This window comes from Streptomyces sp. NBC_01384 (genome assembly GCF_045040035.1).
Lineage (GTDB): Bacteria > Actinomycetota > Actinomycetes > Streptomycetales > Streptomycetaceae > Streptomyces.
The window spans coordinates 3,290,308-3,313,776 of sequence record NZ_CP109559.1; the positions used below are offsets into that span (position 1 = coordinate 3,290,308).

Genomic DNA, 23,469 nt, shown 5'->3' on the forward strand with positions numbered 1-23,469 from the left:
GAGTCCTCGGTCACCCGGTCTGAGACCATGGGAGGCGTGAAAGAGATTCGGCGCGGCACGCTTCAGGAGCAGACCTTCTACGAGCAGGTCGGCGGCGAGGAGACCTTCCGGCGCCTCGTGCATCGTTTCTACGAGGGAGTGGCCGAGGACCCGCTGCTGCGGGCCATGTACCCGGAGGAGGACCTGGGCCCCGCCGAGGAGCGCTTCACGCTGTTCCTGATCCAGTACTGGGGCGGCCCGACGACGTACAGCGAGAACCGCGGTCACCCCCGGCTGCGGATGCGGCACGCCCCGTTCGCCGTCGACCAGGCCGCGCACGACGCCTGGCTGGCGCACATGCGGGTCGCCGTCGACGAGCTCGGCCTCTCCAAGGAGCACGAGCACACGCTGTGGAACTACCTGACGTACGCGGCGGCGTCGATGGTGAACACGGCCGGCTGAGCCATCGGGGGCCGGGGGGATCGAGCGATCGAGCGATCGAGGCCAGACGGATCAGCGGACGCTGACGTCCAGGGCTCCGAGCCCCGCCCGGCGTACGGCGATCGACCCGTAGGGCGTACGCAGCCGCAGCCACGCCCCGGACGAGTACAGCCCCAACAGGCTCTCGCCGGGCTCGACCTGGCGCACGGGCCGCAGAAACCCGAGCGACTGCGCCGCGTGCGCGGCGCGGACCGGAAGACCGGTGTCACCGATCGGCCGGGACCAGATCTCCCGCCCGATCCGGTCGAGTTCGGCGCGGGTACGGGCCTCGGGCGCCAACTCCTGTGTACGGGACCGGAATTCGGCGACCGCGGCGGCGACTATGGCGCGCACGGCGTCCGGCGCGGGCAGCCCCGGCTCCGGCCGCCAGCCGCTGCGGGGCGGCAGGACGCCGGCCCACGACGGCCCGGTGACCGCCTCGGGAACACCGACGGTGGCCGCGGACTCGTCGATGGACTCCAGGAGTTCACCGGCGGAGACGGTCACGTCGAGCGTGACGTCGAGCCCGTTCTCGTACGGCTTGGCGAGCCGCGCCGTACGGATCGCGAGGACCTCGAACGACGGCGGCCGGCCGAAGACCGCGAGCGCGGTGCCGGACGCCTGGAGGCGTACGGCGGCGGCACGGTCGTAGTGGATCAGCCGGGCGAGGAAGGCGGCGAGGTCCGCCGCCTCCCCGTCGTCGGCGAGGTGCAGGACGGTCACGGTCATGCCGCGACGGTCTCGTCCACGTCGTCCCGGTACGACTCCAGGAACTCGCGTTCCTCGGCCGTGATCCGGCGCGGGCGCTGCTCCTCGAAGTCGAACGGCACGATCACCGTCCGGGCCGTGACGTAGATCTGGTCCGGGTCCTTGACCTCGTACTCGATCGTGAACGACGCGGCTCGTATCTGCGTCACCCACAGTTCGATGTCCACCGGCGCGTGCCGGTGGACCAGCTGCCGCTTGTAGTCGATCTCATGGCGTGCCACCACGGACCCCTGCTTGAAGTCCTTCTCCGGGCGGAACAGGAAGTCGATACGTGCTTCCTCCAGGTACCGGAGGAAAACCACGTTGTTGACGTGGCCGTACGCGTCCATGTCCGCCCAGCGCAGCGGGCAGCGGTAGATGTGCCGCAAGATCGATCAGCCCCGGGTCAGCTTCTTGTAGGTGGCACGGTGCGGGCGCGCGGCGTCCGCGCCGAGGCGCTCGATCTTGTTCTTCTCGTAGGACTCGAAGTTGCCCTCGAACCAGAACCACTTGGAGTCACCCTCGTAGGCGAGGATGTGCGTCGCGACCCGGTCCAGGAACCAGCGGTCGTGGGAGACGACCACAGCGGCACCCGGGAACTCCAGCAGCGCGTTCTCGAGCGAGGACAGCGTCTCGACGTCGAGGTCGTTGGTCGGCTCGTCGAGGAGCAGCAGGTTGCCGCCCTGCTTGAGGGTGAGCGCGAGGTTGAGGCGGTTGCGCTCACCACCGGAGAGGACACCGGCCGGCTTCTGCTGGTCGGGACCCTTGAACCCGAAGGCGGAGACGTACGCGCGGGACGGCATCTCCACCTGTCCGACGTTGATGTAGTCCAGCTCGTCGGAGACGACAGCCCACAGCGACTTCTTCGGGTCGATGTTCTCGCGGCTCTGGTCGACGTACGAGATCTTGACGGTGTCGCCGACCTTGATCGTGCCGGAGTCCGGCGTCTCAAGTCCCTGGATCATCTTGAAGAGCGTGGTCTTACCGGCACCGTTCGGGCCGATGACACCGACGATCCCGTTACGCGGCAGCGTGAAGGAGAGGTCGTCGATGAGGACCTTCTCCCCGAAGGCCTTGGAGAGGTTGTTGACCTCGACGACGATGGAGCCCAGGCGGGGGCCCGGCGGGATCTGGATCTCCTCGAAGTCCAGCTTCCGCATCTTGTCGGCCTCGGCGGCCATCTCCTCGTAGCGAGCGAGACGGGCCTTGGACTTGGCCTGACGCCCCTTGGCGTTGGACCGCACCCACTCGAGCTCTTCCTTGAGCCGCTTGGCGCGCTTGGCGTCCTTCTGGCCCTCGACCTTGAGACGGGACTGCTTGGTCTCCAGGTACGTGGAGTAGTTGCCCTCGTAACCGATGGCGCGGCCGCGGTCGAGCTCCAGGATCCAGCCGGCGACGTTGTCGAGGAAGTACCGGTCGTGGGTGACGGCGACGACAGTGCCCGCGTACTTCGCGAGGTGCTGCTCCAGCCACTGCACGGACTCGGCGTCCAGGTGGTTGGTGGGCTCGTCGAGAAGCAGCAGGTCGGGCGCCTCGATCAGCAGCTTGCACAGCGCGACGCGGCGCTTCTCTCCACCGGAGAGGTTGGTGACCGGCCAGTCGCCGGGCGGGCAGCCCAGGGCGTCCATGGCCTGCTCCAGCTGGGCGTCCAGGTCCCACGCGTTGGCGTGGTCCAGGTCGTCCTGGAGCTTGCCCATCTCCTCCATGAGCGCGTCCGAGTAGTCGGTCGCCATGAGCTCGGCGACCTCGTTGAAGCGCTTGAGCTTGCCCATGATCTCGGCGGCGCCGTCCTGGACGTTCTCAAGGACGGTCTTGGACTCGTCGAGCAGGGGCTCCTGCAGCAGCATCCCGACGCTGTACCCGGGCGACAGGAACGCGTCACCGTTGGAGGGCTGCTCAAGCCCCGCCATGATCTTCAGAACGGTGGACTTACCGGCACCGTTGGGACCGACCACACCGATCTTCGCACCCGGCAGGAAGCTCAAGGTGACGTCGTCGAGAATCACCTTGTCGCCGTGCGCCTTGCGCGTCTTGCGCATGGTGTAAATGAACTCAGCCAAGAGAAACCGTCCGGACGCTTGAAATCGGCAGTGGGCAGATACACCCCATCTTGCCTGACGGCTACCCCTCGAAGGAAACCCGTTCGGTCAGGGGCCTGTGACCTGGCCGTTCGCCAACCGCGCTGGTAGCTGACCTGTCACTGGTTGTCGCCGCCGGTCACTGCCGAGCGATCTCGCACGGCCCAGGGACGGCCCAGCACGGCACTCGGTCCGAGCCTCGTGGCGCTGTCAGTGCCTAGGGTTCGCCCTGATCCGCCTTCGTCCGCCGCTTTTGGTGTCAGCCGCTGGTGTCAGACATCAGTCGCCCACTTGACGGTCGTCCTAGATAGGGATTAGGGGCGGCACTCAGTCGTCGTCGCCAGCACGACGAGCCTTGGCGAATGCTCCGCCCCGGACCAGAAGCATCGCACCGAGCACGACGAGTCCCAGAGCTACGGTGGAAAGCACCATCGCCGCTCCGGAAGAGAAGCCGAGGAGTTTGGGTCCTCCGTCCAGGACGGGGCCGCCAGCCATCGCTATCCAACCCCAACCAGCCCTAGGCGACGGCGCATACGCCGCGGTTCCCCGGCCGTTCAAGGTCAACACGCCCAGAATTACGAAAACGCAGCCGGAACCCAACATGATCCACGCGGACATGGCACCCCTCCATGGGAAAGCTACTGCATGGGCGGAACGGCTTTGGTCTGTGACCTGGCGGTGCCGTAGAGCACCAGCTTGGAAGATCGCGTAACCAGATGCGGTCTGATCTAGCGAGACGCTGACCTGCATGTTTCCTGAGCGCTCGCCGTGATTCCCCGCTACTTCCCGTTGGGTGCTGCCTGATCGGGCACGCAGGGGGTACGTGTGGCCTTCTCCAGGCTTCGCACTGCTCGGGTCTCGGGTTCCCATCAGAGGCTCCACACTGGCAATCCATATCCCCCGCCAGGACGGGCGCACTATCGTCGCGAACATGAAGGTCCGTCACAATGTTCGCGCGGTTCTGCTCGACGACGATCATCTGGTGTTCCTGCGCCGAGGATGGCCGGGCGGCTCCTCCTACTACACAACCGTCGGCGGGGGCGTCGAACCCGACGACGCCGACCTTGAAGCGGCCCTACGCCGCGAAGTCATGGAAGAGATCGGCGCCACGATCGGCCCTGCCACCGAGTTCCTGACCTTGACCGAACCGGGCGAGAGGACGACCGTCGTGCAGCACTACTTCCGCGCCGACGTGCTGGACATGGATCCGAACCGCCGCAACGGCCCCGAGCTCGACGACCCCGACATAGGCGACTTCTCGCCAGTCCGCGTCGCGCTGGACGCGGCAGCCGTGACAGCCCTCGAACTCCAACCGACCGAACTCGCCAACTACCTACGTGAGCATGCCAAGACGTGGGGCGCCTGACAGCCAGCGCCACTCGACGGATCACATAGAGGCACCCCGCGATCTGTGGCCTGTACCCAACCGGCGGTCATGTCGAACGCGCGGTCGGCGTAGCGACTTTGGCCTGGAGCTGCTTTGGCGCGAGTGATCACGGACCCGTAAGCTTCGCGCCCGCTGCCGCTAGCGCGCCGCCGGGCGCGGCCAGCCGGGGCCTCTCGTCCTGCGTGCGGTTACGGACGACCGTCGTTCAGAGGGGTGGCGGGTCCGGATGGGAGGGCGCGCGATTGGCCCCCTTCAATAAGTTGATCACCCGCTCATGAGCGTCGCCTACTCGATCCAGCACGCGCACTCTGACGAACACGTTCTCAACATTGCGCATGGCCTTCTCCGTGAACCACCCCGTGAACAGCGGCTGCTGCCCCGAGAGCGAACGTCCGGCCCTGGCTGTCAGGGATCTATCCGCCGGTCCCCGCAAAGAGATCGACGAGTTGAAGAGGAAGAGCAGGTGAAGCAGGGACAAGCATACGAGCGCGGCGTCTCGCTAGGTGGCGAGCCCGCGCAATTTGTGGGACCCAAATCTCCGGCCCGTGGCTACGCTCGCCCACATGGCTGACTTCTTGCAGGTGTCCACAGCGACAGAGAGCCGCGAACAGGCGGTGGAACTCGCTCGTTCTGTAGTCGTCGGGCGGCTTGCCGCCGGGGCTCAGATCGTCGGTCCGGTGGTCTCCGTGTTCTGGCATGAGGGTGAGTTCGGGACTGGGGAGGAGTGGCAGCTTCTGCTGAAGACCCATGCCGCTCGGTACGCCGAACTGGAAGCCCACCTGCTGTCGCACCACCCCTGGAAGAACCCGGAGGTGTCCGCGGTACCCATCGTGGCCGGGTCCGATGCATACCTGCGGTGGGTGGCCACGACCACCACAACGCCTCCCCCCGAGTAGGACTTCAAGCCCTGGCCTTCTCCAGCACCTCGGCGACCGCTGGAAGCGCTCTGTGATCGCTGAGCCGTCGCAGGACAGGAGACAGACGCTGCCTGGGGCGGACGGATGCCACCCCGGCGGCCAGATCCAGCGCCCGGCCGGTGGTGGCGGCGGCCTGCTCAACCTCTCCGGCGCTCAGGTACGAGTCGGCCAGCCACGACAGGTACAGGCTCTTGTCCCGCGCATGGGTGTCGTCGTACCGGTCGAGTGCGCTTTCCAGGGCGGGGACCGCGCGCAGTGGGCGCCGTAGCTCTGTCCAGCACCGGCCACTCATGATCTGGAGTTCGTTCCGGTCGACCCACGCCGCCCAGTCGGGTTGCGGAACTGCGGCGGCGTCCGTCTCGTCGAGTGCGGATTCCGCGGTGCCGAGGGCACGCTCGGTCTCGGCGGCGTTCCCGGCGACCGCGTGGGCCCATGCGAGGCGCTCGTACAGCAGTGCACGCACTCCTGGGGCGGCGTCGGGGCCTGCCGTGGCACACGAACGCGAGGCTATCTCCACTCCGGCCATCCGGTCTCCGCTGACCGCCTGGTATGCGAGGAACGCGAGCGCGTTACCGGCGACGGCCGTGTCACCGGCTTCCACCCCGGCGGTGTGGCTGTCCTTGTACAAGCTGGTCGCTTCCTCGTGCCTGCCTCCGTCGAACGCGGCCCATCCTGCTTGCTGCGCCTGCTCGGCGAGGACGGAGAGCAGGGCTTTCCGAGTGTCCTCGGTGTAGGTGCAGTCGCGGAGCAGAGCCTTGGTTGCCTGGTACTCGCCGAGATAGACGCGATAGGTGTCGCCACCGCCAAGCACGTCGTCCAGGCGCCTCAGGCGTGCCGTGCGCTCACGCAGCCGTTCGGGAAAATCGCGTCCGACTTGGCGGCCGGCCATGGGACGAGCGAGGTCGGGCAGGCTTACCGCCAGCCCGGCCCCGGCTGATGCCCGGAAGAACTCCCTGCGCCGCACTTCGTCTCCGTCTCCGTTGGTCGCCATGGCATGTGCAGGCGTAACGGGTGGTCGACCTGGCGGATCCGATGCTTCCCACTCTCGTGGAGCGAGGCCGAGCGCTCTTCCTGGAATGCGCAAGGCGTCGGCGATCCGCGTGATCTTCTCGAAGGTGGTCACGCTGCCTTCGCCGCGTGCCAGTGCTCCGACGCGTTCCGGCTTGATGCCGCACTCAGCCGCGATCTTCGAGTAGCTGATTCCGGCTTCACGGCGCGCGAGGCGGAACACCGTGCCGAAGTCGTGAGCTGGTTCATGAAGCTCCGCGCACAGCGCCAGCCCTGGCCGCGGCACGCCGACTACGTCCCCGCCGAAGGCGTCTCCAGCGGCGACACCTCGTCGACCGTGGTCACGGAAGACGACTTCGTACGGGACAAGTTCGACGCCCTGCGCTTCGCCCTGGGCCTGCGCGTGCCTGAATGTCTGTGTGCGGTGGCCGACAAGCGCCACGGAGCCCGCCCGATGTGGCTATACGGGCTGTCAGACCGTTCCTGGGCCTGCGTGCTCTTCCGCGACGGACACCCCACGTCCACCGTCTATCAGGGCGGCCCGCGCCGGTTGTGGGACGAGACAGAAGCCGCCCACACCTGGTGGACGGAGCGAGGCGAGCCCGGCTTCGAGAGGTTCGGCCTCACCGTCGGCAAGGGTGGCGAACGGGCCTGGCTCGACGATCCGGCCGCTTCCTGGCCAGTCTGACGGCGTTCCCGATACGACCCCGGTCATCCGCTTTCCACCGTGGCGGAGGCCGGGGTTTCGTATGATCGCAGAGCCGACACGCTCGAAGCGTGGCTGCGGCGCCACCGCGATCCTCCTCGGACAGCAGCACGCTCCGTCACCACCGAAAGTGAGACAGGGCCGAACGATTTACAGTCCCGCGACAGAGGAGGCCGTGCCGCGGGGATGGAGACCCTTCGCGTCCGCTGGGTCACCGCGAGCTCGCGTCGTCCGCCACCCCGTGCGGAGTCGAGTGAAGAAGCACACTCTGGTAGTAGGGGCCGAGGCCCGTACCAGGGGCTGGGGCCCGCCCCGGAGGTGATCGCAATGACGCAGACGACACACATGCAGCAGGCTCAGTCGCAGGCACGGACCGCCGTCGGCTGGCATGTCGAGATGGAATTCGAGGAGGACAACCACCGCACCCGCGCCGCCGCCCTCCTGCGGCTCCCCGACGGGAACGAGGTACGCGCCCACGGGTACACCAGCCGGCACCCCTCCGACTCCAACCAGCCGAGAGTCGGCGAGGAGGTCGCGGGCGCGCGGGCGCTCAACGAACTCGCGATGAAGCTGCTGACGAAAGCACACGACGAGATCGACGCGGCGTCGGGAAGAACGTCGCATCCGCTGAGGTGAACCGGAACCGAGCCGACTCCAGGCCGATTCCGAGCCGGACGTGAGCCGGGCCGCCGCCCCTCGTGGGGCGGTGGTCCCGCGCTGAAAGGGGGCGATCGAACTTGCCCGCCCTACGCCCAAAGGACGCCCATGCCCAAGAAGATCCTCATCGACTGCGATCCCGGGCACGACGACGCCATCGCCATCCTGCTCGCCGCCGGTAACCCCGATGTCGAGATCGTCGCCATCACCACCGTCGCGGGCAATCAGACCATCGAGAAGGTCACTCTCAACGCCCGGCAGGTCTGCACCCTGGCCGGCCTGCACCACGTACCCGTCGCGGCCGGTGCCGGCGGTCCCCTCGTCCGCGATCAGACCCTCGCCGCCGAGATCCACGGGGACTCCGGCATGGACGGTCCCGCCTTCATCACTCCCACCGTGGAGGTCGACCCCCGGCACGCCGTCGACCTCATCATCGAGACGGTCCTCGCCCACCCCGGTGAGATCACCCTCGTCCCCACCGCGCCCCTGACCAACATCGCCCTGGCGCTGCGCCGGGAGCCCCGTATCACCGAGCTGGTCAAAGAGGTCGTCCTCATGGGCGGGTCGTACACCCGTGGCAACATCACACCGGCGGCCGAGTTCAACATCCACGCCGACCCCGAGGCGGCCGCGGTCGTCTTCTCGGCGGACTGGCCCGTAACCATGGTCGGCCTCGACCTGACCGCGCAGGCCGCCGCCACCCCGGAACTGGTGGCCCGTATCGAGGCGCTGGGCACACCGGTGTCCCAGTTCGTCGTCGACCTCCTCAACCACTACAACGCCACCTACGCCGAGGTGCACGGCGCGATGGCCACCATCCACGACGCCTGCGCGGTCGGCCGGGCCATCGACCCGAGTCTGATAGAGGTCACCCCGGCGCACGTCGAGGTCGAACTGCGGGGAACGGCGACGTACGGCATGACGGTCACCGACTTCCGCGGCCGCTCCGGCCCGGCGAACACCTCCGTGGCCACGAAGCTGCACACCGAACGCCTGTGGGACCTGCTCATCGGTTCACTGGAGGCCATCGCCATCGCCACCACCGCCGCCACCACCGGGGCCACCACCACCGGCGCCATCGCCCCGACTTCCGCCTAGCTGGTGGGCCCTGTCGCCGCAGGTCGCGACTCGACTCAACTTTAGACGAAATCTAAGCTAGGATGGCTTCCTGTAAGAACACAGGAGGCCGTCCCATGTACGAACCGATCCGCACCAAGTCGGTCCACACGGTCACCGGCTCCCCCTCCGACTTTCCCCACCGGTCGCGCGAGGAGGAGCTGGACATCCAGCTCGCCGGGCACCTCGCGGCCCTCCTCGCCGTGACCGACGAGATCCGCGCGATCGCCCCGTCCGCCGACCTGGACACGGCGGCCGGGCGGCTCGCCGATCAGGTGGCGCGACTGCGTGGAGCGGTATCGCCGGTCCGCGCCCCGGTGGCCGCCGCCGTGCACGAACCGCACACCGTCGCCCTCCACCGGCGCGCCCACGCCCTCGCCGGCCGCGCCCTCGTCGTCGCCGCGTCCCGCGCCGACACCGCCGCCGCCATCCTGGCCGCCGAACGCATGGACGCCCACGCCCCGGCCACCGACCCCCGCGCACTCGCGTCCCGCTGAGCCCCCGGGCTCCCCCGTACGGCCCCGGTCCGCGCGCATCCACAGCGACGCGCGGACCGGGCGCCACGCACCCCCCGGTCCGTGGTCATCGGTCAGCCGACGGCCGTGGCCGTCGACTGCAAGCCCACCGTCGCGAGCAGTGCCAGCTCGCGGGCCCGTACTGGCCCGTCGTCGTCGCGGGGCTGTACGGCGCGGGCGCCCTGATCGCCCCGCCGGAGCGCCTGCCGCTGCCGGACTTCCCGGACCCCTCGGCCCAACTGGAGGAGCTGCGGGCCGACTTCGGCCGCCTGCGGGAGTATCTGAGCGGTTCGTCACACGCTCCCCACGATGATCACCAGGATCACCACCAGCGCGATCACCAGGGCGACCTTCCGCGCCGTCGGCCAGAACCCGGTCTTCTTCTCCTCCTGCGACTGCGGCTGCGGCTGCGGCTGTGGATCCGGCAGCGGCACCGGCGCGGGCCCGTTGAACACGTCGTGGCCCGTGGTCGCCGCCCGGGTGCACCAGGGGCAGGAGGTGAGGTGGGAGCCGTACGCGTGCAGCGGGCGGAGCCCGCAGACCCGCACCTGGGAGCGCTCCTTGTTCAGCGCGCGCAGCCAGGCCTCCGCCGGGGGCCGGGCGGCCGGGGCGAGGACGCCGGGGCCGAAGGCGGCGCGGGCCAGGGTGAGCAGGTCGGGGGGCAGGACCGAGGGGTCGATGGTGCCGCGCGGGATGACGACCCGCTCGGGGCGGACCACGTAGGAGCAGCTGGCGGCGATGTTGTCCTTGACGGTCGACTCGGACGCGCTGTCGTGCGGGACGCCGCCGAAGGGGTGGTTGCCGGCCGTGAGCAGCTGGTAGACGAGGACCGCGAGGGCGAAGTCGTCGGTGACGCGGCTGGCGGGGCCGCCTGCCTGGCGCTCGGGGGGCGAGTAGTCGGTGGTGTGCATCAGGCAGGGGAAGAGTTCCCCGGTGGCCGGGTCGGTGAAGGCGATGGAGTCGCAGTCGAGGAAGGTGACGAAGCCGTTGGCGTCGACCACGACGTTGCTGCTGGAGAAGTCGCCGATGACGAGGTTGTCGTGGTGCATACGGGCGGTCATGAAGGCGAGGTTCCAGGCGACGCCGAGCAGGAAGCGCCAGTCGGCCCGCTCGGGAAAGAGCTTGCGGCGCTGGGCGCGGGTGAACAGTCCGATCAGCTGGACGTGTGCGGGTTCGCCGAAGCGGCGCATGGCGTAGCCGAGGAACTCGCCCTGGGCGCCGCGGGCGATGGCCGTGGGCCAGGCCAGTTCGGGCGGCTGCGAGGCGTTGGTGGGGCGGGCGGCGAGCGGGGACATGGTCAGCATCCGGGTCAGCCGACGCTCCTGCTCGGGGCCCGGGGGTTCGCGGTAGAGCTTGACGACGATCCCGTCGTCGCCGACGACCGGGAAGACCGCCGCCTGGCCGCCGCCCTTCAGTGGCAGCTCCGCGAGGGTGACGGGCTTGCCGTCCAGGAACACGGTGAGGCCGCTCATGCGCGCCCCTTGCGGACGGCTCGCAGCAGGGTCTTGTCGTCGGCGTTCAGCGCGGTCAGCCGGTCCGACCTGAGCAGCGCGGCCAGCCCCTCGTGGGCGCTGTCGGACACGGGTCCCGGAGCGTCGAGGGAGCGGAAGACGGCCTCGGCGAAGGACGCGTTCGGGCCCTGCACTCCACTGGCGGAGCGGTTGAGCGCGGCCTGGACGAGTCCGTCGGTGGACAGCAGCAGCCCGTCGATCCCTTCGTCGGACACACAGTCGGTGCGCACCCAGCGGGCTGCGTCCGGCGAGGTGAGGAAGACCGTCTCGTTGCTGTACTCGCTGGCCGCGGCGGCCTGCGGCAGCAGATGGAACTGCCGCTCGCCGTCCTCCGTACCGGCGCGCAGTACGACGAAGCCGTCGCCCACGGTGAGGTGGCCCAGCCAGCCCGGGGCGAGCACCACGACGGTGAGGGTGGTGGCGAAGTCGGCGGCGTCCGCGCCGGTGGTGTCGAGGAAGACCTTGCTGACGTCGTGGAAGGCGTCCGCGAGGAGTTCGTGGACGGCCTCGCCCGGGTGCGACCCGGCCGCCGCGGCCGCCCGCCGTCCGAAGTGTTCGGCGGCCAGCTCGACCGCGAGCCGTGAGCCCTCGTCGGAGCGCGGCCGGCTGCCCGCGCCGTCCGCGACCGCGAGGACGGCCACCGACGGCGAGACCGTGTACGCGCAGGCGTCCTGACAGGGCAGGTTCTGGCGCCGGTGGCGGTAGCCCTCGACGCTCATGCCGTGGATGCGCCACGGCGACTCCCGCTCGCCCCTCTCCGCCATCGCTCAGGCTTCCCAGGCCGGGCGCTGGGTCTTGAACTGGCTGAAGATCTTCTCGAAGACCTCGTCGCCCGCGCCCTTCTGTTCGGCGTTCGCGCTGGCGGACATCATCTGCAGCAGCTCGCGGAACGGGAATCCCTGCAGCCGGGCGTTGAACTTCGGCGCGAAGGCCTGGAGCACCTGCTCGCCCATGTCGGTGATGCCGCCGACGCCTATCGCGTAGAGCCGGAAGCGGCGGGCGCGCTGTTCCTCGGCGAGGACGGGGACCAACCGGTGCCAGGAGTCGGTGAGATGGCCCGTGGCGTCGGTCGGCAGCCCGTCGGTGACCAGGCAGATCTGCGGCCGGTAGTACTGGAGCCCGGAGGCGCGCAGCTCGGCCTTGCGGGCCGCGACGATGTGCATCGACAGCTCCAGGGCCTCGGTCATCAGCGTCACCCCGGCGGCGGTGAGCTGGGGAGGCCGGAACAGGTGGGCGGGCACGAAGGGGCTCACCGGGGCGCGCGGGTCGAGGAGTTGGGGTCCGCGCCAGGCGCCGACGCCCTGGCCGCCGAAGGTGATGACGGCGACCTCCACGCTGTAGCTGAGGCTGACGTCGTCGTGGAGTTCCCGGGTCCACTCCATGAGCGCGTTGTTGAGCGTCTGGATGGGCGCTCCCGCCATGGAACTGGAGGTGTCGAGACAGAGCACCAGCGGCAGTCGCTGCGCGTTGTTCTCGAACTCGATGTCGGCGTACTCCGCCGGCAGCGTGGGCGGGTATTCGCTGTGCATCTCTGTCTCTCCCGGTCTGAGAACTCAAGTCCGCGTGGTCTGGTCATGGCGTCCCGCGGCCGTCGGGAAGGCGTACAGGACGTCGGATTCCCGCCGGCGCGCGTCGGTGACGTCGACGAGTGAGCCGGGGCCGGGCGGCGGGCGCCCGGGGTCGGCCCACACCGCCCGGTACAGGACGTGGTCCAGCTCGACATAGCCCTGGGGGTGCAGTTCGGTGCGGACGACGGCGGTCTGCGCCGGTCCCGGCCTGCCGCCGACCTCGCGTCCGTGGCGGGGGGCGGGGGCGGACGCGGATGCGGGTGCTGGTGTGGGTGTGGGTGCGGGTGCGGGTGCGGTTGCAGGTGCGGTCCTGAGCCGGGTGGTCTGCTCGTCGGGCGCCCGGGGTTGCGCGGCCTGTGCAGTGGGCGCAGTGGGCGCGGCGAGGTGGGCTGCGGTCGCGGGACCCTGGGAGGAGGAGCGGCGGACGAGGACCAGGAAGGCGGTGAGGAGCAGGACGAGCAGGGCACAGAGGCCGGCGAGGGCCGTGGTCTTCTTGTCGAAGAGCGGGTCGGCGGGCTTCTTGGTCCCGGTCTGCTCGGTGGGGGTCTGGGTGGTGGCAGGCGTGCTCGTGGGCGGGTCGGAGGGTGCCTCGACGGAGTACGCGTGCTGGGAACGGTCGCTCGACGAGCCCGCCTTGATCAGGTCGCTGCCGCGCAGCGGGTGATCGGCGAGCCGGGCGCACAGGTCGGCGTGGTTGTTGAAGTCGCAGGCGTTGACGGCCTTCAGGTCCTTCACGGCCTCGGGCGACAGCTTGTCGATGTGGGCGCTCGGCTCCACCCAGCGGACCCCCGCGAGCAGCAGCAGGGCCGTGCCTCCGGGGCCGGTGTAATGGTTCGCCGGCACCTCGACTATGAGGTGACTGCGGCTGGTCGTCACCACTTTCCGCTCGACGCTCCTGCGGGCTTGCTGATCCCCGTCGAACGGCAGCGTGTCGTTCAGGGTGACCACGAAGGTGCCTTCGCCGATCCAGCGGAACCAGCAGTTCAGGCGTGCCTCGAAGTTCGTTTCGCAGGACGCGGCGGCCGCCGTTGTCGTCCCCGCCGACACAAGTGTGGCCAGCATTCCCAAAATCGCAATGAAATACAGCGAACGCCTCATGGGCAACCCCCCGTGGCCTGAAAGGCACTCGCCCAATAGTGGGGGCAACCGGCGTGCGCCCGGAAGAGGTTGGGGGCATACGCCGGTTTTCACTTCTACAACTTGAAAACCTGATGGCAGCGGGTGAACATCTGCCGCGCCCGTTCCACCCAATCACTGGCCAAAGCATCGAAATCCGTCTGCGTCATCCGGCAGGTCAGCGGCAGATCGCAGACACCCGCGAGACAGGGGCGTGGTCCTCGTACGTCCCACACGGACAGCATGGGATTCAGTTGTTCGGTATTCCACGCGTTCGATGCCGCGGCGGCGACGGCCAGTTGGTCCTGGCGCAGGTAATGACCGTCCGTCGCAAAGGCGACAAGGAGCCTTTTGGTCGTCATGAAGCGCACCGTGACCATCCGCCCCGTTTCCTTGAGGTCGAATTGCAGGGACACGGAAACGGCGTCGGTCACGGTGTGGTAATTGCGTCGGGCCACCCAGTTCTGCACCAACCGGCGCCAGTGCGCGCCCACTTCGAGTATGTCGTGGTCCCGTCCGGGACCAGGCTCTCGGCCGGGTCGGCCGGGAACGGACTCCCGGCCGGGAAAGGACTCCCTGCCGGGAAAGGGCTCAGGCGCCGCCACGGCCCACCGCCTCGGCGACCATCGCGTCGGTCAGTCCGGCGTCCAGCAGCGCCTGGGCGTGCAGCAGCAGACAGGAGGGCACGGACACGCTCGTACCGGCCCCGCGGCGGACCGCCAGCTCGCGGGTGCGCACCTTGATGCTGCGGGCCACGGCGGGCGGCGGCCAGGACGCGGGCTTGGGGGTCTGCGCCAGCAACTCGGTGAGCAGGTCGGCCAGTGGAGGCCGGCCCTCGGGCCGCTTGGCCAGGCAGTGCGCGATCAGCTCCCGCATTCCCGGGGGTACGCCGTCGAGTTCGGGCTCGGCGAGGACGACCCGGTAGCGCACCGCCTCCCCGCTGCCGTGCGGCGGGCGGCCGGTGAGGGCGTACACCAGGACCCCGCCGAGGGAGAAGACATCGCTCGGCGGGCCCACCTGCGCCCCCTGGATCTGCTCGGGCGACATGAACGGCGGAGTGCCGATCACGACGCCGACCTGGGTGAGTCCGGGGGCGCCGTCGACCCAGGAGATCCCGAAGTCGATGACGCGAGGCCCGTCGGAGGCGAGGAGCACGTTCGCCGGTTTCAGGTCCCGGTGCACCAGGCCCGCGGTGTGGATGGCCCCCAGCGCCTCGACCAGGCCCGCGCCGAGCCGTCGTACCTGTGGCTCGGGCAGCGGGCCGTCGGTGCGGACCGCCTCGGCGAGCGAGGGTCCTGGCACGTACATCGTGGCGAGCCAGGGCAGTTCGGCCTCGGTGTCGGCGTCGATCACGGCGGCGGTGTACGCGCCGCTGACCACGCGGGCGGCGGCGACCTCGCGGGCGAAGCGTGCTCTGAACTCGGCCTCGGCGGCCAGTTCGGCGCGGACCACCTTCACGGCGACCTCGCGTCCGGCCGGCGAGCGGCCGAGGTACACCCATCCCATGCCGCCGGAGCCGAGCCGCCCCACGATGCGGTACGGACCGATCTTCATGGGGTCACTGACGGGTGTGCGCACCCCGCTCACCTCATTTCCGGGGTCGTCCGGGGTTCGTCGCAGGACGTTGTTCGCCGCGAGATGTCCCGAGTGTCCCGCGAAATCCCCGGCGGGGCGGAGGTGATGCGAGAAATGGGAGCCGGGATTACGCCCGGCCCCCATGACTCGGCGTCTACTGACCCAGCCGCCCGTGCAGATCCCCGCCTCGCCGGGCGGACAGCCGTACACCTACCTGCACCCACCGCTCGCCGACCGGCAGAGCTTCCTGTCCAACCTCGACCCCACCCCCGCGTTCCCCTTCGGCCACGGACTGTCCTACACCTCCTTCGAGGTCGACCTGCTCGCCGTCGACCGCGAACAGGTTCCGACGGACGGAGAGTTCACGGTCCGCGCACGGGTGCGGAACACGGGGACGGTCGCGGGCTCCGAGACCGTCCAGCTGTACGCCGTCGACCCGGTCGCCCAGGTCACGCGGCCCGTGCGCTTCCTGCTCGGCTTCGCCAAGGTGGCTCTCGCCCCCGGCGAGCGGGCCACGGTCCGCTTCCACGTCCACACCGACCGCCTGGCCTTCACCGGCCTGGCCGGCCGCCGCATCGTAGAGCCCGGCGAGATCGTGCTCCAGGCGGGCTCCTCCAGCCTGGACACTCCGGTGCGGGACGTCGTGCGGCTGGTCGGTGAGGAGCGGGACGCGACGGTCGTACGGCAGCACGGCGTGCCGGTGACCGTCGAACGGGAGTGAGCCGCGGGGACGCGTGAGCGAGGGCGGTGCCACCGGTCGATCCGATCCGGTGGCACCGCCCTCTTCTTGAACCGGTACGACTAGCCTCGGCTCCACTGCTGGGTGGCGGTGCCCAGCGGTGTCCACAGCTCGACCTTCGAGCCGTTGGCCGTGCCCCAGTTGGTCACGTCGATGACCAGGCCGTTGGAGCGGTTGGCGATGGTGCCGTCCACGCGGAACGACCACTTCTGACTGGACTGTCCGTTGCAGGCCCAGAGGATGAGCTTGGTGCCCGCGGTGGTGCCGTCGCCGTCGGCGGCCAGACACTTGCCGGAGACGCGGAGTTCGCCGGCCGTGGTCTGGGTGATGGTCTGGTTGGCGTTGCCCGAGCAGTCGTAGATCTGGACCTGGACGCCCGTCTGGCCGTTCGGGACGTCGAGGCAGCGGCTGGAGTACGTGCCTTTCAGGGTGAAGGTCGAGTCCGTGGGGAGGGGGTCCTGGACCAGCTGCCAGTCCTGTGAGCCGTCGGTGGTCGACGCCGCCACGGTGACGGAGCCGCCCGTCGTCGAACCGGTCATGTACAGGCTGGTGTTGAGGACCGAGCGGAGCTTGTAGTACCCGCTGGTCGAGGAGACGAGGGTCCACTGTTTGTCGGTGGCTCCGTCGTCGACCCACTGGGCCAGCTTCTGCCCGGCCGTCGCGGTGCCGGTCCAGATGGCGACCGAGCGGCCGCCGGCCTTGTTGAGCAGGGTCACGTTGCTGCCCTTGGCGGTCAGGTGCCAGCGCTGGGTGTCGACCGTGGAGCCGGCGGCGCTCAGGACGAGGTCGGGGGTGTTCCCGGTGAGGCTGGCATCCTGGGTCTTGCCGGACGCGGTGGCGAGGACCTGGCCGGTCAGCCGGTTGACGAGGCTGTAGTAGGCGCCGTCGGACCGCCCGAGGTCGACCTCGGCGTACTTCACCGGCCCGACGCTGCCACCGCTCCAGGACGCCTGGAGGATCAGGACGCGTCCCGTGCCGGTGACGTACTGCAGGTTGCGGCTGTACCCGGCGGCTATCGGTGTCTTGTACTCCTTCCACGTGCCCGTGCTCAGCCCGGACTCGTTCACCCAGACGTCGCCGCTGCCCGAGGCGTTGTAGACGATCCGTCCGTCCGGCATCGGGAGGAGGACCGGGCTGCCGCCGGTGGACAGCGCGCTCCCGCCCGAGGGCACGGGCAGCGAGGTGATCGCGGCGTCCGTGGCCGAGAAGAACTTCGTCGGGTCGTCGGAGATCCGGTAGCGGACGTTCGTCCCGCCGCCCCAGTACTCGTACGTCAGGAGCCACTTGCCGTCGGTCGTCGGGGCGATGGTCGTCATGCCCGGACGGCCGCCGCCGATCTCCGTCTTGCCGTTGCCCATGCTCACCGTGGCGCCCGGGACATCGACGACGGGGCTGCTCCAGGACGTCGTGCTGCTGCCGTTCCAGGTGCGGTGGAGGAGGACCTGGCCGCCGGAGTCCGTCGCCGTGTCATTGGCCGGGTCGAGGGTCGGCGCGCCGGTGGTGGTGTCGTAGCCGGTGTAGTCGTCCTCGTCGGAGTAGTAGGCGATGAGCGTGCCGTTGTGGGCGAGCAGGTGGGGTTCCCATACGGGGTCGACCTGGGCGTGGGTGTTGGCGGTCGAGACGCGGCCGATGCTGCCCGCGCTGCCGCCCTGCCAGCTCCCGGCCGCGATGATGTTCTCGAAGCTCCAGGTCGCGCCGTCGTCCGTGCTGGCGTACAGGGCGAGCGCCACGTCCTTGCGGTCGCCGTCGCTGGTCGGCGTCCAGCTGGAGTTGGCGGCCTTCTGCTCCTCGTAGTAGGAGTCGTCGCCGGAGACGATGCTCGCGAGCAGCAGCGTGCCGGCGCTCAGGTTTCCGACGTTCTGCGGGAGCACGTAGAGATACGGGTTGGTCCAGTTGCTCGTGTACTTCGCGTACGCGCTGTCGCTGGACAGGTACGCCGGGGCCTTGACGTCGGCCAGCTTCGCCCACGTCGTGCCGTCGTCGTCGCTCTTGTAGACGGGCAGCGTCTGGCCCACCGGAGCGCTCTGGCTGTTCTCGAACGTGGCCACGATCCGGCCGTCCGGCAGCTGTGCCGACTTCGGGTAGAGAACGCAAGGGCTCTTGTTGCACGCGGCGGTGTTGTCCGCCGTATACAAGTTCGCGGGGCTCGGCTGATACGCCGACGCGCTCGTCGCGGAGGCGATGGCGAATGCCACGCCGACGCCGAAGGCCGTCGCCGAAGCGAAAACCTTTCGCGCCCAGGATCTTTTCAACGGCGTTCCTTTCACCGGAGGAATCGCGCACCCCGTTCCAAGGGGCTCCATGGGGCTATGGGGCTCCATGGGGCTCCGTGGGGAGGGGAAATGGGGGTGCGGGGCAGGAAGCCAGTATTCGCAGGCGACATCGCACTGTCACCGGCACGTTGCGAAATGGTTTCGCGCGGTTGCGGGTTACGAGGTATTGACCTTGCGGGTCAAGGGGTGTGGACCTCGCGGGTCACGGGGTACTGACCCGGCGGCGCACGGACGTCGAGGTCCGTACTACGAGTTCCGTGGCCAGCTCGATGCGCGGCGCCGCGGGCGGCCGGCCCTCGGCGAGATCCATGAGCACCCGGGTCGCCTCGCGGCCCAGCTCCTCGAACGGCTGGCGCACCGCACTCAGCGGCGGGCAGGCCATGGCCGCCACGAGCGTGTCGTCGAAGGACATGACCGACAGGTCGTCGGGTACCGAGAGCCCCTGCTGCCGGGCGGCCTCCAGCACGCCGAGCGCCTGCGCGTCGCTGGCCGCGAAAACGGCCGTGGGCGGGTCGCCGACCCGCAGGAGCTGCAGGCTCGCGGCGAGCGCCTCGGTGTAGTCGAAGTCGGTCGAGCGGACGATCGCCGGGTCGTAGGCGACCCCGGCCTCCTCCAGCGCGGCCCGGTAACCGTGCACGCGCGCCGCCCCCGCCAGGGAGTGCGAGCGGCCCGCGACCATGCCGATCCGGGTGTGTCCCAGCGCCAGCAGGTGCTGGACGGCGTCCCGGGCTCCGCTCCAGTTCGTCACCCCGATGCTGGGAATGTCCTCCGAAGGCGCGCTGAGGGGGTCGATCAGCACCACAGGCAGCCGCTGCTCGACGATCCGCCGCTGGTCCTCCTCGGCCAGCATGGAGATCACGATCACGATCCCCGCCGCGCCGAGTGCCACGCACTCCTCCAGCCACCCGGAGATCGACCGCCGGCTCGTCGTCCCGGTGACGACATCGATGCCGAACTCGCCGGCCGCGTCCACGATGCCCCGGGCGACCTCCAGGGTGTACGGGCCGGACAGGTCACGGAAGACGACGATGATCTGCCGGGGCGTCGCGGGACCCCACTCCCACGGGCGGACGTACCCGTACCGCGCCAGCAGTTCCTCGACCCGGTCCCGGGTCGCCGCGCCCACGTCCCGGCGTCGGTGCACCACCTTGGACACGGTGCTGAGCGAGACCCCCGCCTCGGCGGCGATGCTTGTGAGCAGACCGTGCTGCGCTTCCTGCCGGCCCTTGCCTCGACCTGTCACCCGATGTCCGTTCCGTACGCCGAACACTGATGCGCCGGACCGCACTGCGTACCTGGCCAGAAACTCCGCCGCAAGGTAACGGGGCCGGGTACGGGGAGGCAAGACCGGAGCGCGCTGTTCTGTGACGTGCTGCCGGGGCCCGACCCCGCGGCCAGGGGTGACGTCCAGTGGAACGAAAGTCGTCAAGGCGCTTGCTGTCGATTCCGGGACGCTTTGGCCGGTTGTCGTCCTGTAGGTGTCACCGGCCATCGTGATCTCCGCCGACTGCCACATGACGGGAAGTCATGTGACTGCCAACGGGATGTTCCGGGGTGCCTGCGCGATGGTCGCCTCGGATTGCCGGAGCTACGGCCGGAGCACGATCTTGCCGTGGGTGTGCCGCCGTTCCAGCTCGCGGAACGCGTCGCGCACCTGCTCCAGCGGGTAGGTGCGGGCGATCGGCACCTCCAGTTCCCCGCGAGCGGCCAGCCGGGCCAGTTCACCGAGCACTACCGCGCACGCCGCCGAGCCTTCTCCGTAGGTTCGCGCACCGACCCTGGCCGCGGCCTGCCAATCGCGGATCGTGTTGATCCGCTCGGGTCTCACGCCCAACTCCACCGCCAGGTCCACGTAGCCGTCGCCGAACGTGTCGATGAACGCGTCGACGTCCCCGCCGGAAGCCTGCCGGATCCGTTCGGCCACGCCCTCCCCGTACGTGACCGGGACGACACCGCGCTCCTTCAACCAGGCGTGGTTCCGCGCGCTCGCCAGCCCGATCACCGTTGCGCCGCGCCGCCGCGCGAGCTGCACGGCAAGGGAACCGACGCCGCCCGCCGCGCCGGACACCACGACCGTCTCCGCCGGTCCGGGGTCCACCGCGAACACCGTGGCGTACGCGGTCGTGCCGGCCACGTACAACGACCCGGCCACGTCCCAGGAGAGCCCCACCGGACGCGACACCAGATTCACGTCGTCGACCACGACGAACTCCGCGTGGCTCGCCCGGCTGTGGGTGAAGCCCAGGACCTCATCGCCCACCGCGAAACCGCGCACCTGCGAGCCGACCTGCACCACGACTCCGGCAAGGTCGCTGCCCTGCCCGGAGGGGAACGTCGCCGGCCAGCGGTCGTGCCGCGCGCCCTCGCGGATCATCACCTCGCCGGGCTGGATCCCGGCTGCGCGGACCTCGACCAGTACTTGCCCAGGGCCGGGCGCGGGCCGCGCCATCTCCTCCACCCGCAGTACATCGATCCCGCCGTACGTATGGAACCGCACCGCCTTCATCGCGTGCTCACCGCACTTTCTGGCTCGGACAGGGATGGGACGGCCACGCGCCGGACGGATACACACCGGCCGGGCCGTGGCATTCAATGGCACAGAAGCGGAGTGGTATTCCCGGGCGCAGCCGACGGCCACACTGTCCTCGCCGGCAATGCACTGTGGTCCGGCCTGCACCGTGCAACGCGGGCACGCGGGACGTCGACAGCGAGAGACGCTGCCGGCCTCCTGCGTCGGCCACCATCCGCCCATGGCGTCGATCGTCGCCGCCGAGCTGACGTTGGCCACGACCGGCAGCCGTCCATCCTTGGGCTGGACGGCGAAGCCGACCCCCTGACCTCGACACGTATTCGGCACAGCGACCCGCGAAAACCCGGTGACAGCCGGACAGCTCCGGACCTGCCCCGTGCACACCGAGGGAGTGGCCGAGGCTTCGGAGTGTGCGAGTAAGTCGCCCCAGACCAGCAAAAAGGCCCTACCGAGGTAGGGCCTGACGGTGGCGCCCCCGGCAGGACTCGAACCTGCGGCCAAGCGCTTAGAAGGCGCCTGCTCTATCCACTGAGCTACGGGGGCCGGGTGTGGTGGCCGGTGTCATGGTGCCCGGGTGTGGGCCGATCCGTGACCTTGCCGGGGACAAGGATAGGGCTCCCGGGTCCTTGTCCCTGATGCTTCTCCTCCGTGGCTCAATGTGGAGGTTCAGTGAAGCGGTCCTGATAATCGCAGGCAGGTGCGAATCGCGCACCGCTTTTGGCGTCTCACGCATCGGGTGTTGTGCACTCGTTATGCCTGCGCCCCGGTCGTCCCTTCCGCCCCGTGTGTCCTGTCGGCGCGCAGACATAGTCATATGCTTCAGAAAGCCTCCAAAATTGGGCATTCTTCGCATGTGGTGACCTTGGACGTACGGCCTCAGCTGCTCGACGCACTCTCCGCCCTGCGCGACCGTGTCGCCGCCGCACGCTTTCCGCTGCCCCTGGCAGGGGCTCCACGCGCGCGTGCCAACCGCGACGAACTGCTCGCACAACTCGACGACTATCTGGTGCCCCGGTTGAGGGAACCCGAAGCACCACTTCTCGCCGTGATCGGCGGGTCCACCGGGGCGGGAAAGTCCACCCTCGTCAACTCCCTTGTGGGACGACGGGTCAGCGAGGCCGGCGTGTTGCGCCCGACGACCCGTACACCGGTACTGGTGTGCCACCCGGAGGACCACCACTGGTTCAGCGGGATGCGCGTGCTGCCCGACCTCACGCGCGTGTGGATGCCCCACCAGGAACCCGGCGACGAACTGCACACGCTCGTCGAGCGTGGGGAACGGGTTCTGCGGATCGAGACCGTCGACACCCTCCCCCGCGGCCTCGTCCTCCTCGACGCGCCCGACATCGACTCCCTGGTCGCCGACAACCGGGTGCTCGCCGCCGAACTGATCTGCGCGGCCGACATCTGGGTCATGGTGACCACGGCCGCGCGGTACGCCGACGCCGTGCCCTGGCATCTGCTGCGTACCGCCAAGGAGCACAAGGCGACCCTGGTCACCGTCCTCGACCGGGTGCCGCACCAGGTGGTGTCCGAGGTCTCGCGGCAGTACGGCGCCCTGCTCACCAAGGCCGGGCTCGGCGAAGTACCCCGCTTCACCGTGCCGGAACTGCCCGAGTCCGCGTGGGGCGGCGGCCTGCTGCCCGCCACCGCCGTCGCGCCCCTGCGTACATGGCTCGTCCACCAGGTACAGGACCTGGGAGCCCGGCACCAGGCGATGGCCCGTACGGCCCACGGAGTCCTCGACTCGTTGAAGGCCCGGATGCCGGAACTGGCCAGTGCGGCCGCCGCGCAGTACGCCGCCGCGCTGCGACTCACCGCTGCCGTCGACGGGGCGTACGACAGCGAGCACACGCGCGTGAAGGGGCGTCTTCAGACCGGGGCCGTGCTCTCCGGGGACGCGCTCAAGCGGTGGCGCGCCTACCCGCTCGACTGCACCGCCGGCGAACTGCTCGACGCGCTCGCCGAGAGCCTGGCCGCCCTCCTGCTGTGTGCCGTCACGGCCGCCGACGAGCGCGTGGACGAGGCCTGGCGGCGCGAACCGGCGGCGGGCGCTCCGGGGCTGACGGACCGTGATCCGACGCTGGAGAGCGCCGAGCACCGGATCGGGGTGGCCGTACGGCGGTGGCGGCGGGTCCTGGAGGAGTACGCCGAGGACGAGGTCGGCCGCCTCGACAAGAGCGCGGCACCGGACGCCGAGGTCGTCGCCGCGCTGGTCGCCACCGCGCTCCTGGGCGGCCACCGGGCCCGGGCGGCGGGCGAGGGGCTCGCCGAGCGGATCGGCGCGCACGGCGCCCTGCGGCTGCGCGACCGGGGCGGGCGCCTCCTCACCGAGTACCTCGACCGGGCGCTGCACACCGAGCGGGAGCGGCGGCTCGCCCCACTCGACGCGCTCAACGTCCATCCGGAGCCCCAGGCCGAACTCATCGCCGCGCTGTCCGTACTGCAGAAGGAGAGGTGACCGCGGTGACTGCCGTCACAGACCGCACGGATCACGCCGACCACACCGGAGACGAGCCCTCCGAAGACGGTACGTCTGACCAGGGCATTTCCGACCAGGGCATTTC

22 protein-coding genes, 1 tRNA gene and 2 pseudogenes are annotated in these 23,469 nt (G+C 69.7%); 10 read left to right on the forward strand and 15 right to left on the reverse strand.

The features are described from left to right. Window positions 1–27 precede the first annotated feature (27 nt). Complete coding sequence (locus OG747_RS14935) at window positions 28–441, forward strand: globin (RefSeq protein WP_405879816.1); 414 nt, start codon at window positions 28–30, stop codon at window positions 439–441. A 51-nt stretch (window positions 442–492) separates the two neighbouring features. Here the strand turns inward: OG747_RS14935 and OG747_RS14940 are convergent, their stop codons facing one another. The 3 genes from OG747_RS14940 to ettA are packed head-to-tail and all read right to left on the reverse strand — an operon-like array spanning window position 493 to window position 3,266. Next, window positions 493–1,182 (reverse strand): hypothetical protein, encoded by a 690-nt coding sequence (locus OG747_RS14940; protein WP_405885543.1) that lies wholly within the window; start codon window positions 1,180–1,182, stop codon window positions 493–495. Window positions 1,183–1,184: 2 nt separating this feature from the next. Continuing rightward, the gene (locus tag OG747_RS14945) at window positions 1,185–1,595 is read right to left on the reverse strand and encodes an acyl-CoA thioesterase (protein ID WP_405879817.1); all 411 of its coding nucleotides are present in this window, start codon (window positions 1,593–1,595) and stop codon (window positions 1,185–1,187) included. Window positions 1,596–1,601: 6 nt separating this feature from the next. Then, window positions 1,602–3,266, reverse strand: coding sequence for an energy-dependent translational throttle protein EttA (gene ettA / locus OG747_RS14950; protein ID WP_405879818.1), 1,665 nt, complete (start codon window positions 3,264–3,266; stop codon window positions 1,602–1,604). A 949-nt stretch (window positions 3,267–4,215) separates the two neighbouring features. Here ettA and OG747_RS14955 point away from each other — a divergent pair. Beyond that, the gene (locus OG747_RS14955; protein WP_405879819.1) at window positions 4,216–4,650 is read left to right on the forward strand and encodes an NUDIX domain-containing protein; all 435 of its coding nucleotides are present in this window, start codon (window positions 4,216–4,218) and stop codon (window positions 4,648–4,650) included. Between the two features lie 584 nt (window positions 4,651–5,234). Continuing rightward, window positions 5,235–5,567 carry a divalent-cation tolerance protein CutA gene (gene cutA, locus OG747_RS14960; RefSeq protein WP_405879820.1) on the forward strand — a complete coding sequence of 111 codons (333 nt, stop codon included), beginning with the start codon at window positions 5,235–5,237 and terminating at the stop codon, window positions 5,565–5,567. Between the two features lie 4 nt (window positions 5,568–5,571). On the opposite strand, the gene OG747_RS14965 is transcribed toward cutA, so the two are convergent. Both OG747_RS14965 and OG747_RS14970 read right to left on the reverse strand, forming a co-directional pair. Beyond that, the gene (locus OG747_RS14965) at window positions 5,572–6,579 is read right to left on the reverse strand and encodes an XRE family transcriptional regulator (RefSeq protein WP_405885544.1); all 1,008 of its coding nucleotides are present in this window, start codon (window positions 6,577–6,579) and stop codon (window positions 5,572–5,574) included. A gap of 141 nt (window positions 6,580–6,720) precedes the next feature. Then, window positions 6,721–6,882, reverse strand: a pseudogene (locus tag OG747_RS14970) (hypothetical protein); the annotation flags it as partial. Between OG747_RS14970 and OG747_RS14975 the strand changes: the two are divergent. From OG747_RS14975 to OG747_RS14995, 5 genes and pseudogenes are all read left to right on the forward strand, one after another. Continuing rightward, a complete protein-coding gene (locus tag OG747_RS14975; RefSeq protein ID WP_405886095.1) occupies window positions 6,832–7,284 on the forward strand; it encodes a hypothetical protein in 453 nt (150 codons plus the stop codon). The pseudogene OG747_RS14970 and the gene OG747_RS14975 sit on opposite strands and share 51 nt — an antisense overlap. A 345-nt stretch (window positions 7,285–7,629) precedes the next feature. Further along, a complete protein-coding gene (locus OG747_RS14980) occupies window positions 7,630–7,938 on the forward strand; it encodes a DUF1876 domain-containing protein (protein ID WP_405879821.1) in 309 nt (102 codons plus the stop codon). Window positions 7,939–8,067: 129 nt separating this feature from the next. After that, window positions 8,068–9,057 (forward strand): nucleoside hydrolase, encoded by a 990-nt coding sequence (locus OG747_RS14985; protein ID WP_405879822.1) that lies wholly within the window; start codon window positions 8,068–8,070, stop codon window positions 9,055–9,057. 95 nt (window positions 9,058–9,152) lie between these two features. Further along, a complete protein-coding gene (locus OG747_RS14990; protein WP_405879823.1) occupies window positions 9,153–9,572 on the forward strand; it encodes a hypothetical protein in 420 nt (139 codons plus the stop codon). 116 nt (window positions 9,573–9,688) lie between these two features. Then, window positions 9,689–9,877 (forward strand): annotated as a pseudogene (locus OG747_RS14995) (hypothetical protein); the annotation flags it as partial. A 6-nt stretch (window positions 9,878–9,883) separates the two neighbouring features. Here OG747_RS14995 and OG747_RS15000 read toward each other — a convergent pair. The 6 genes from OG747_RS15000 to OG747_RS15025 form a co-directional block, all read right to left on the reverse strand. Beyond that, a complete protein-coding gene (locus tag OG747_RS15000; protein WP_405879824.1) occupies window positions 9,884–11,062 on the reverse strand; it encodes a hypothetical protein in 1,179 nt (392 codons plus the stop codon). Beyond that, window positions 11,059–11,865: a PP2C family serine/threonine-protein phosphatase gene (locus OG747_RS15005; protein ID WP_405879825.1), complete on the reverse strand. Its 807-nt coding sequence runs from the start codon at window positions 11,863–11,865 to the stop codon at window positions 11,059–11,061. The genes OG747_RS15000 and OG747_RS15005 overlap by 4 nt, the downstream gene beginning before the upstream one ends. A 3-nt stretch (window positions 11,866–11,868) precedes the next feature. Continuing rightward, the gene (locus tag OG747_RS15010) at window positions 11,869–12,630 is read right to left on the reverse strand and encodes a vWA domain-containing protein (protein ID WP_405879826.1); all 762 of its coding nucleotides are present in this window, start codon (window positions 12,628–12,630) and stop codon (window positions 11,869–11,871) included. A gap of 24 nt (window positions 12,631–12,654) precedes the next feature. Beyond that, window positions 12,655–13,731 (reverse strand): hypothetical protein, encoded by a 1,077-nt coding sequence (locus OG747_RS15015; RefSeq protein WP_405879827.1) that lies wholly within the window; start codon window positions 13,729–13,731, stop codon window positions 12,655–12,657. A gap of 131 nt (window positions 13,732–13,862) precedes the next feature. Beyond that, window positions 13,863–14,279 (reverse strand): hypothetical protein, encoded by a 417-nt coding sequence (locus OG747_RS15020; protein WP_405879828.1) that lies wholly within the window; start codon window positions 14,277–14,279, stop codon window positions 13,863–13,865. Window positions 14,280–14,376: 97 nt separating this feature from the next. Continuing rightward, window positions 14,377–15,363, reverse strand: a complete 987-nt coding sequence (locus OG747_RS15025) for a protein kinase domain-containing protein (RefSeq protein WP_405879829.1) — start codon at window positions 15,361–15,363, stop codon at window positions 14,377–14,379. 139 nt (window positions 15,364–15,502) lie between these two features. On the opposite strand from OG747_RS15025, the gene OG747_RS15030 reads away from it, so the two are divergent. Then, window positions 15,503–16,081, forward strand: coding sequence for a fibronectin type III-like domain-contianing protein (locus OG747_RS15030; protein WP_405879830.1), 579 nt, complete (start codon window positions 15,503–15,505; stop codon window positions 16,079–16,081). A gap of 80 nt (window positions 16,082–16,161) precedes the next feature. Here the strand turns inward: OG747_RS15030 and OG747_RS15035 are convergent, their stop codons facing one another. The 4 genes from OG747_RS15035 to OG747_RS15050 form a co-directional block, all read right to left on the reverse strand. Then, window positions 16,162–18,402, reverse strand: coding sequence for an RICIN domain-containing protein (locus tag OG747_RS15035; protein ID WP_405879831.1), 2,241 nt, complete (start codon window positions 18,400–18,402; stop codon window positions 16,162–16,164). 172 nt (window positions 18,403–18,574) lie between these two features. Continuing rightward, the gene (locus tag OG747_RS15040) at window positions 18,575–19,615 is read right to left on the reverse strand and encodes a LacI family DNA-binding transcriptional regulator (protein WP_405879832.1); all 1,041 of its coding nucleotides are present in this window, start codon (window positions 19,613–19,615) and stop codon (window positions 18,575–18,577) included. 345 nt (window positions 19,616–19,960) lie between these two features. Further along, window positions 19,961–20,878: an NADP-dependent oxidoreductase gene (locus OG747_RS15045; protein WP_405879833.1), complete on the reverse strand. Its 918-nt coding sequence runs from the start codon at window positions 20,876–20,878 to the stop codon at window positions 19,961–19,963. Between the two features lie 491 nt (window positions 20,879–21,369). After that, window positions 21,370–21,445, reverse strand: a tRNA-Arg gene (locus OG747_RS15050). 310 nt (window positions 21,446–21,755) lie between these two features. On the opposite strand from OG747_RS15050, the gene OG747_RS15055 reads away from it, so the two are divergent. Continuing rightward, entirely contained in the window at window positions 21,756–23,363 is a 1,608-nt protein-coding gene (locus OG747_RS15055; protein WP_405879834.1) for a dynamin family protein, read from the forward strand. Window positions 23,364–23,469 lie beyond the last annotated feature (106 nt).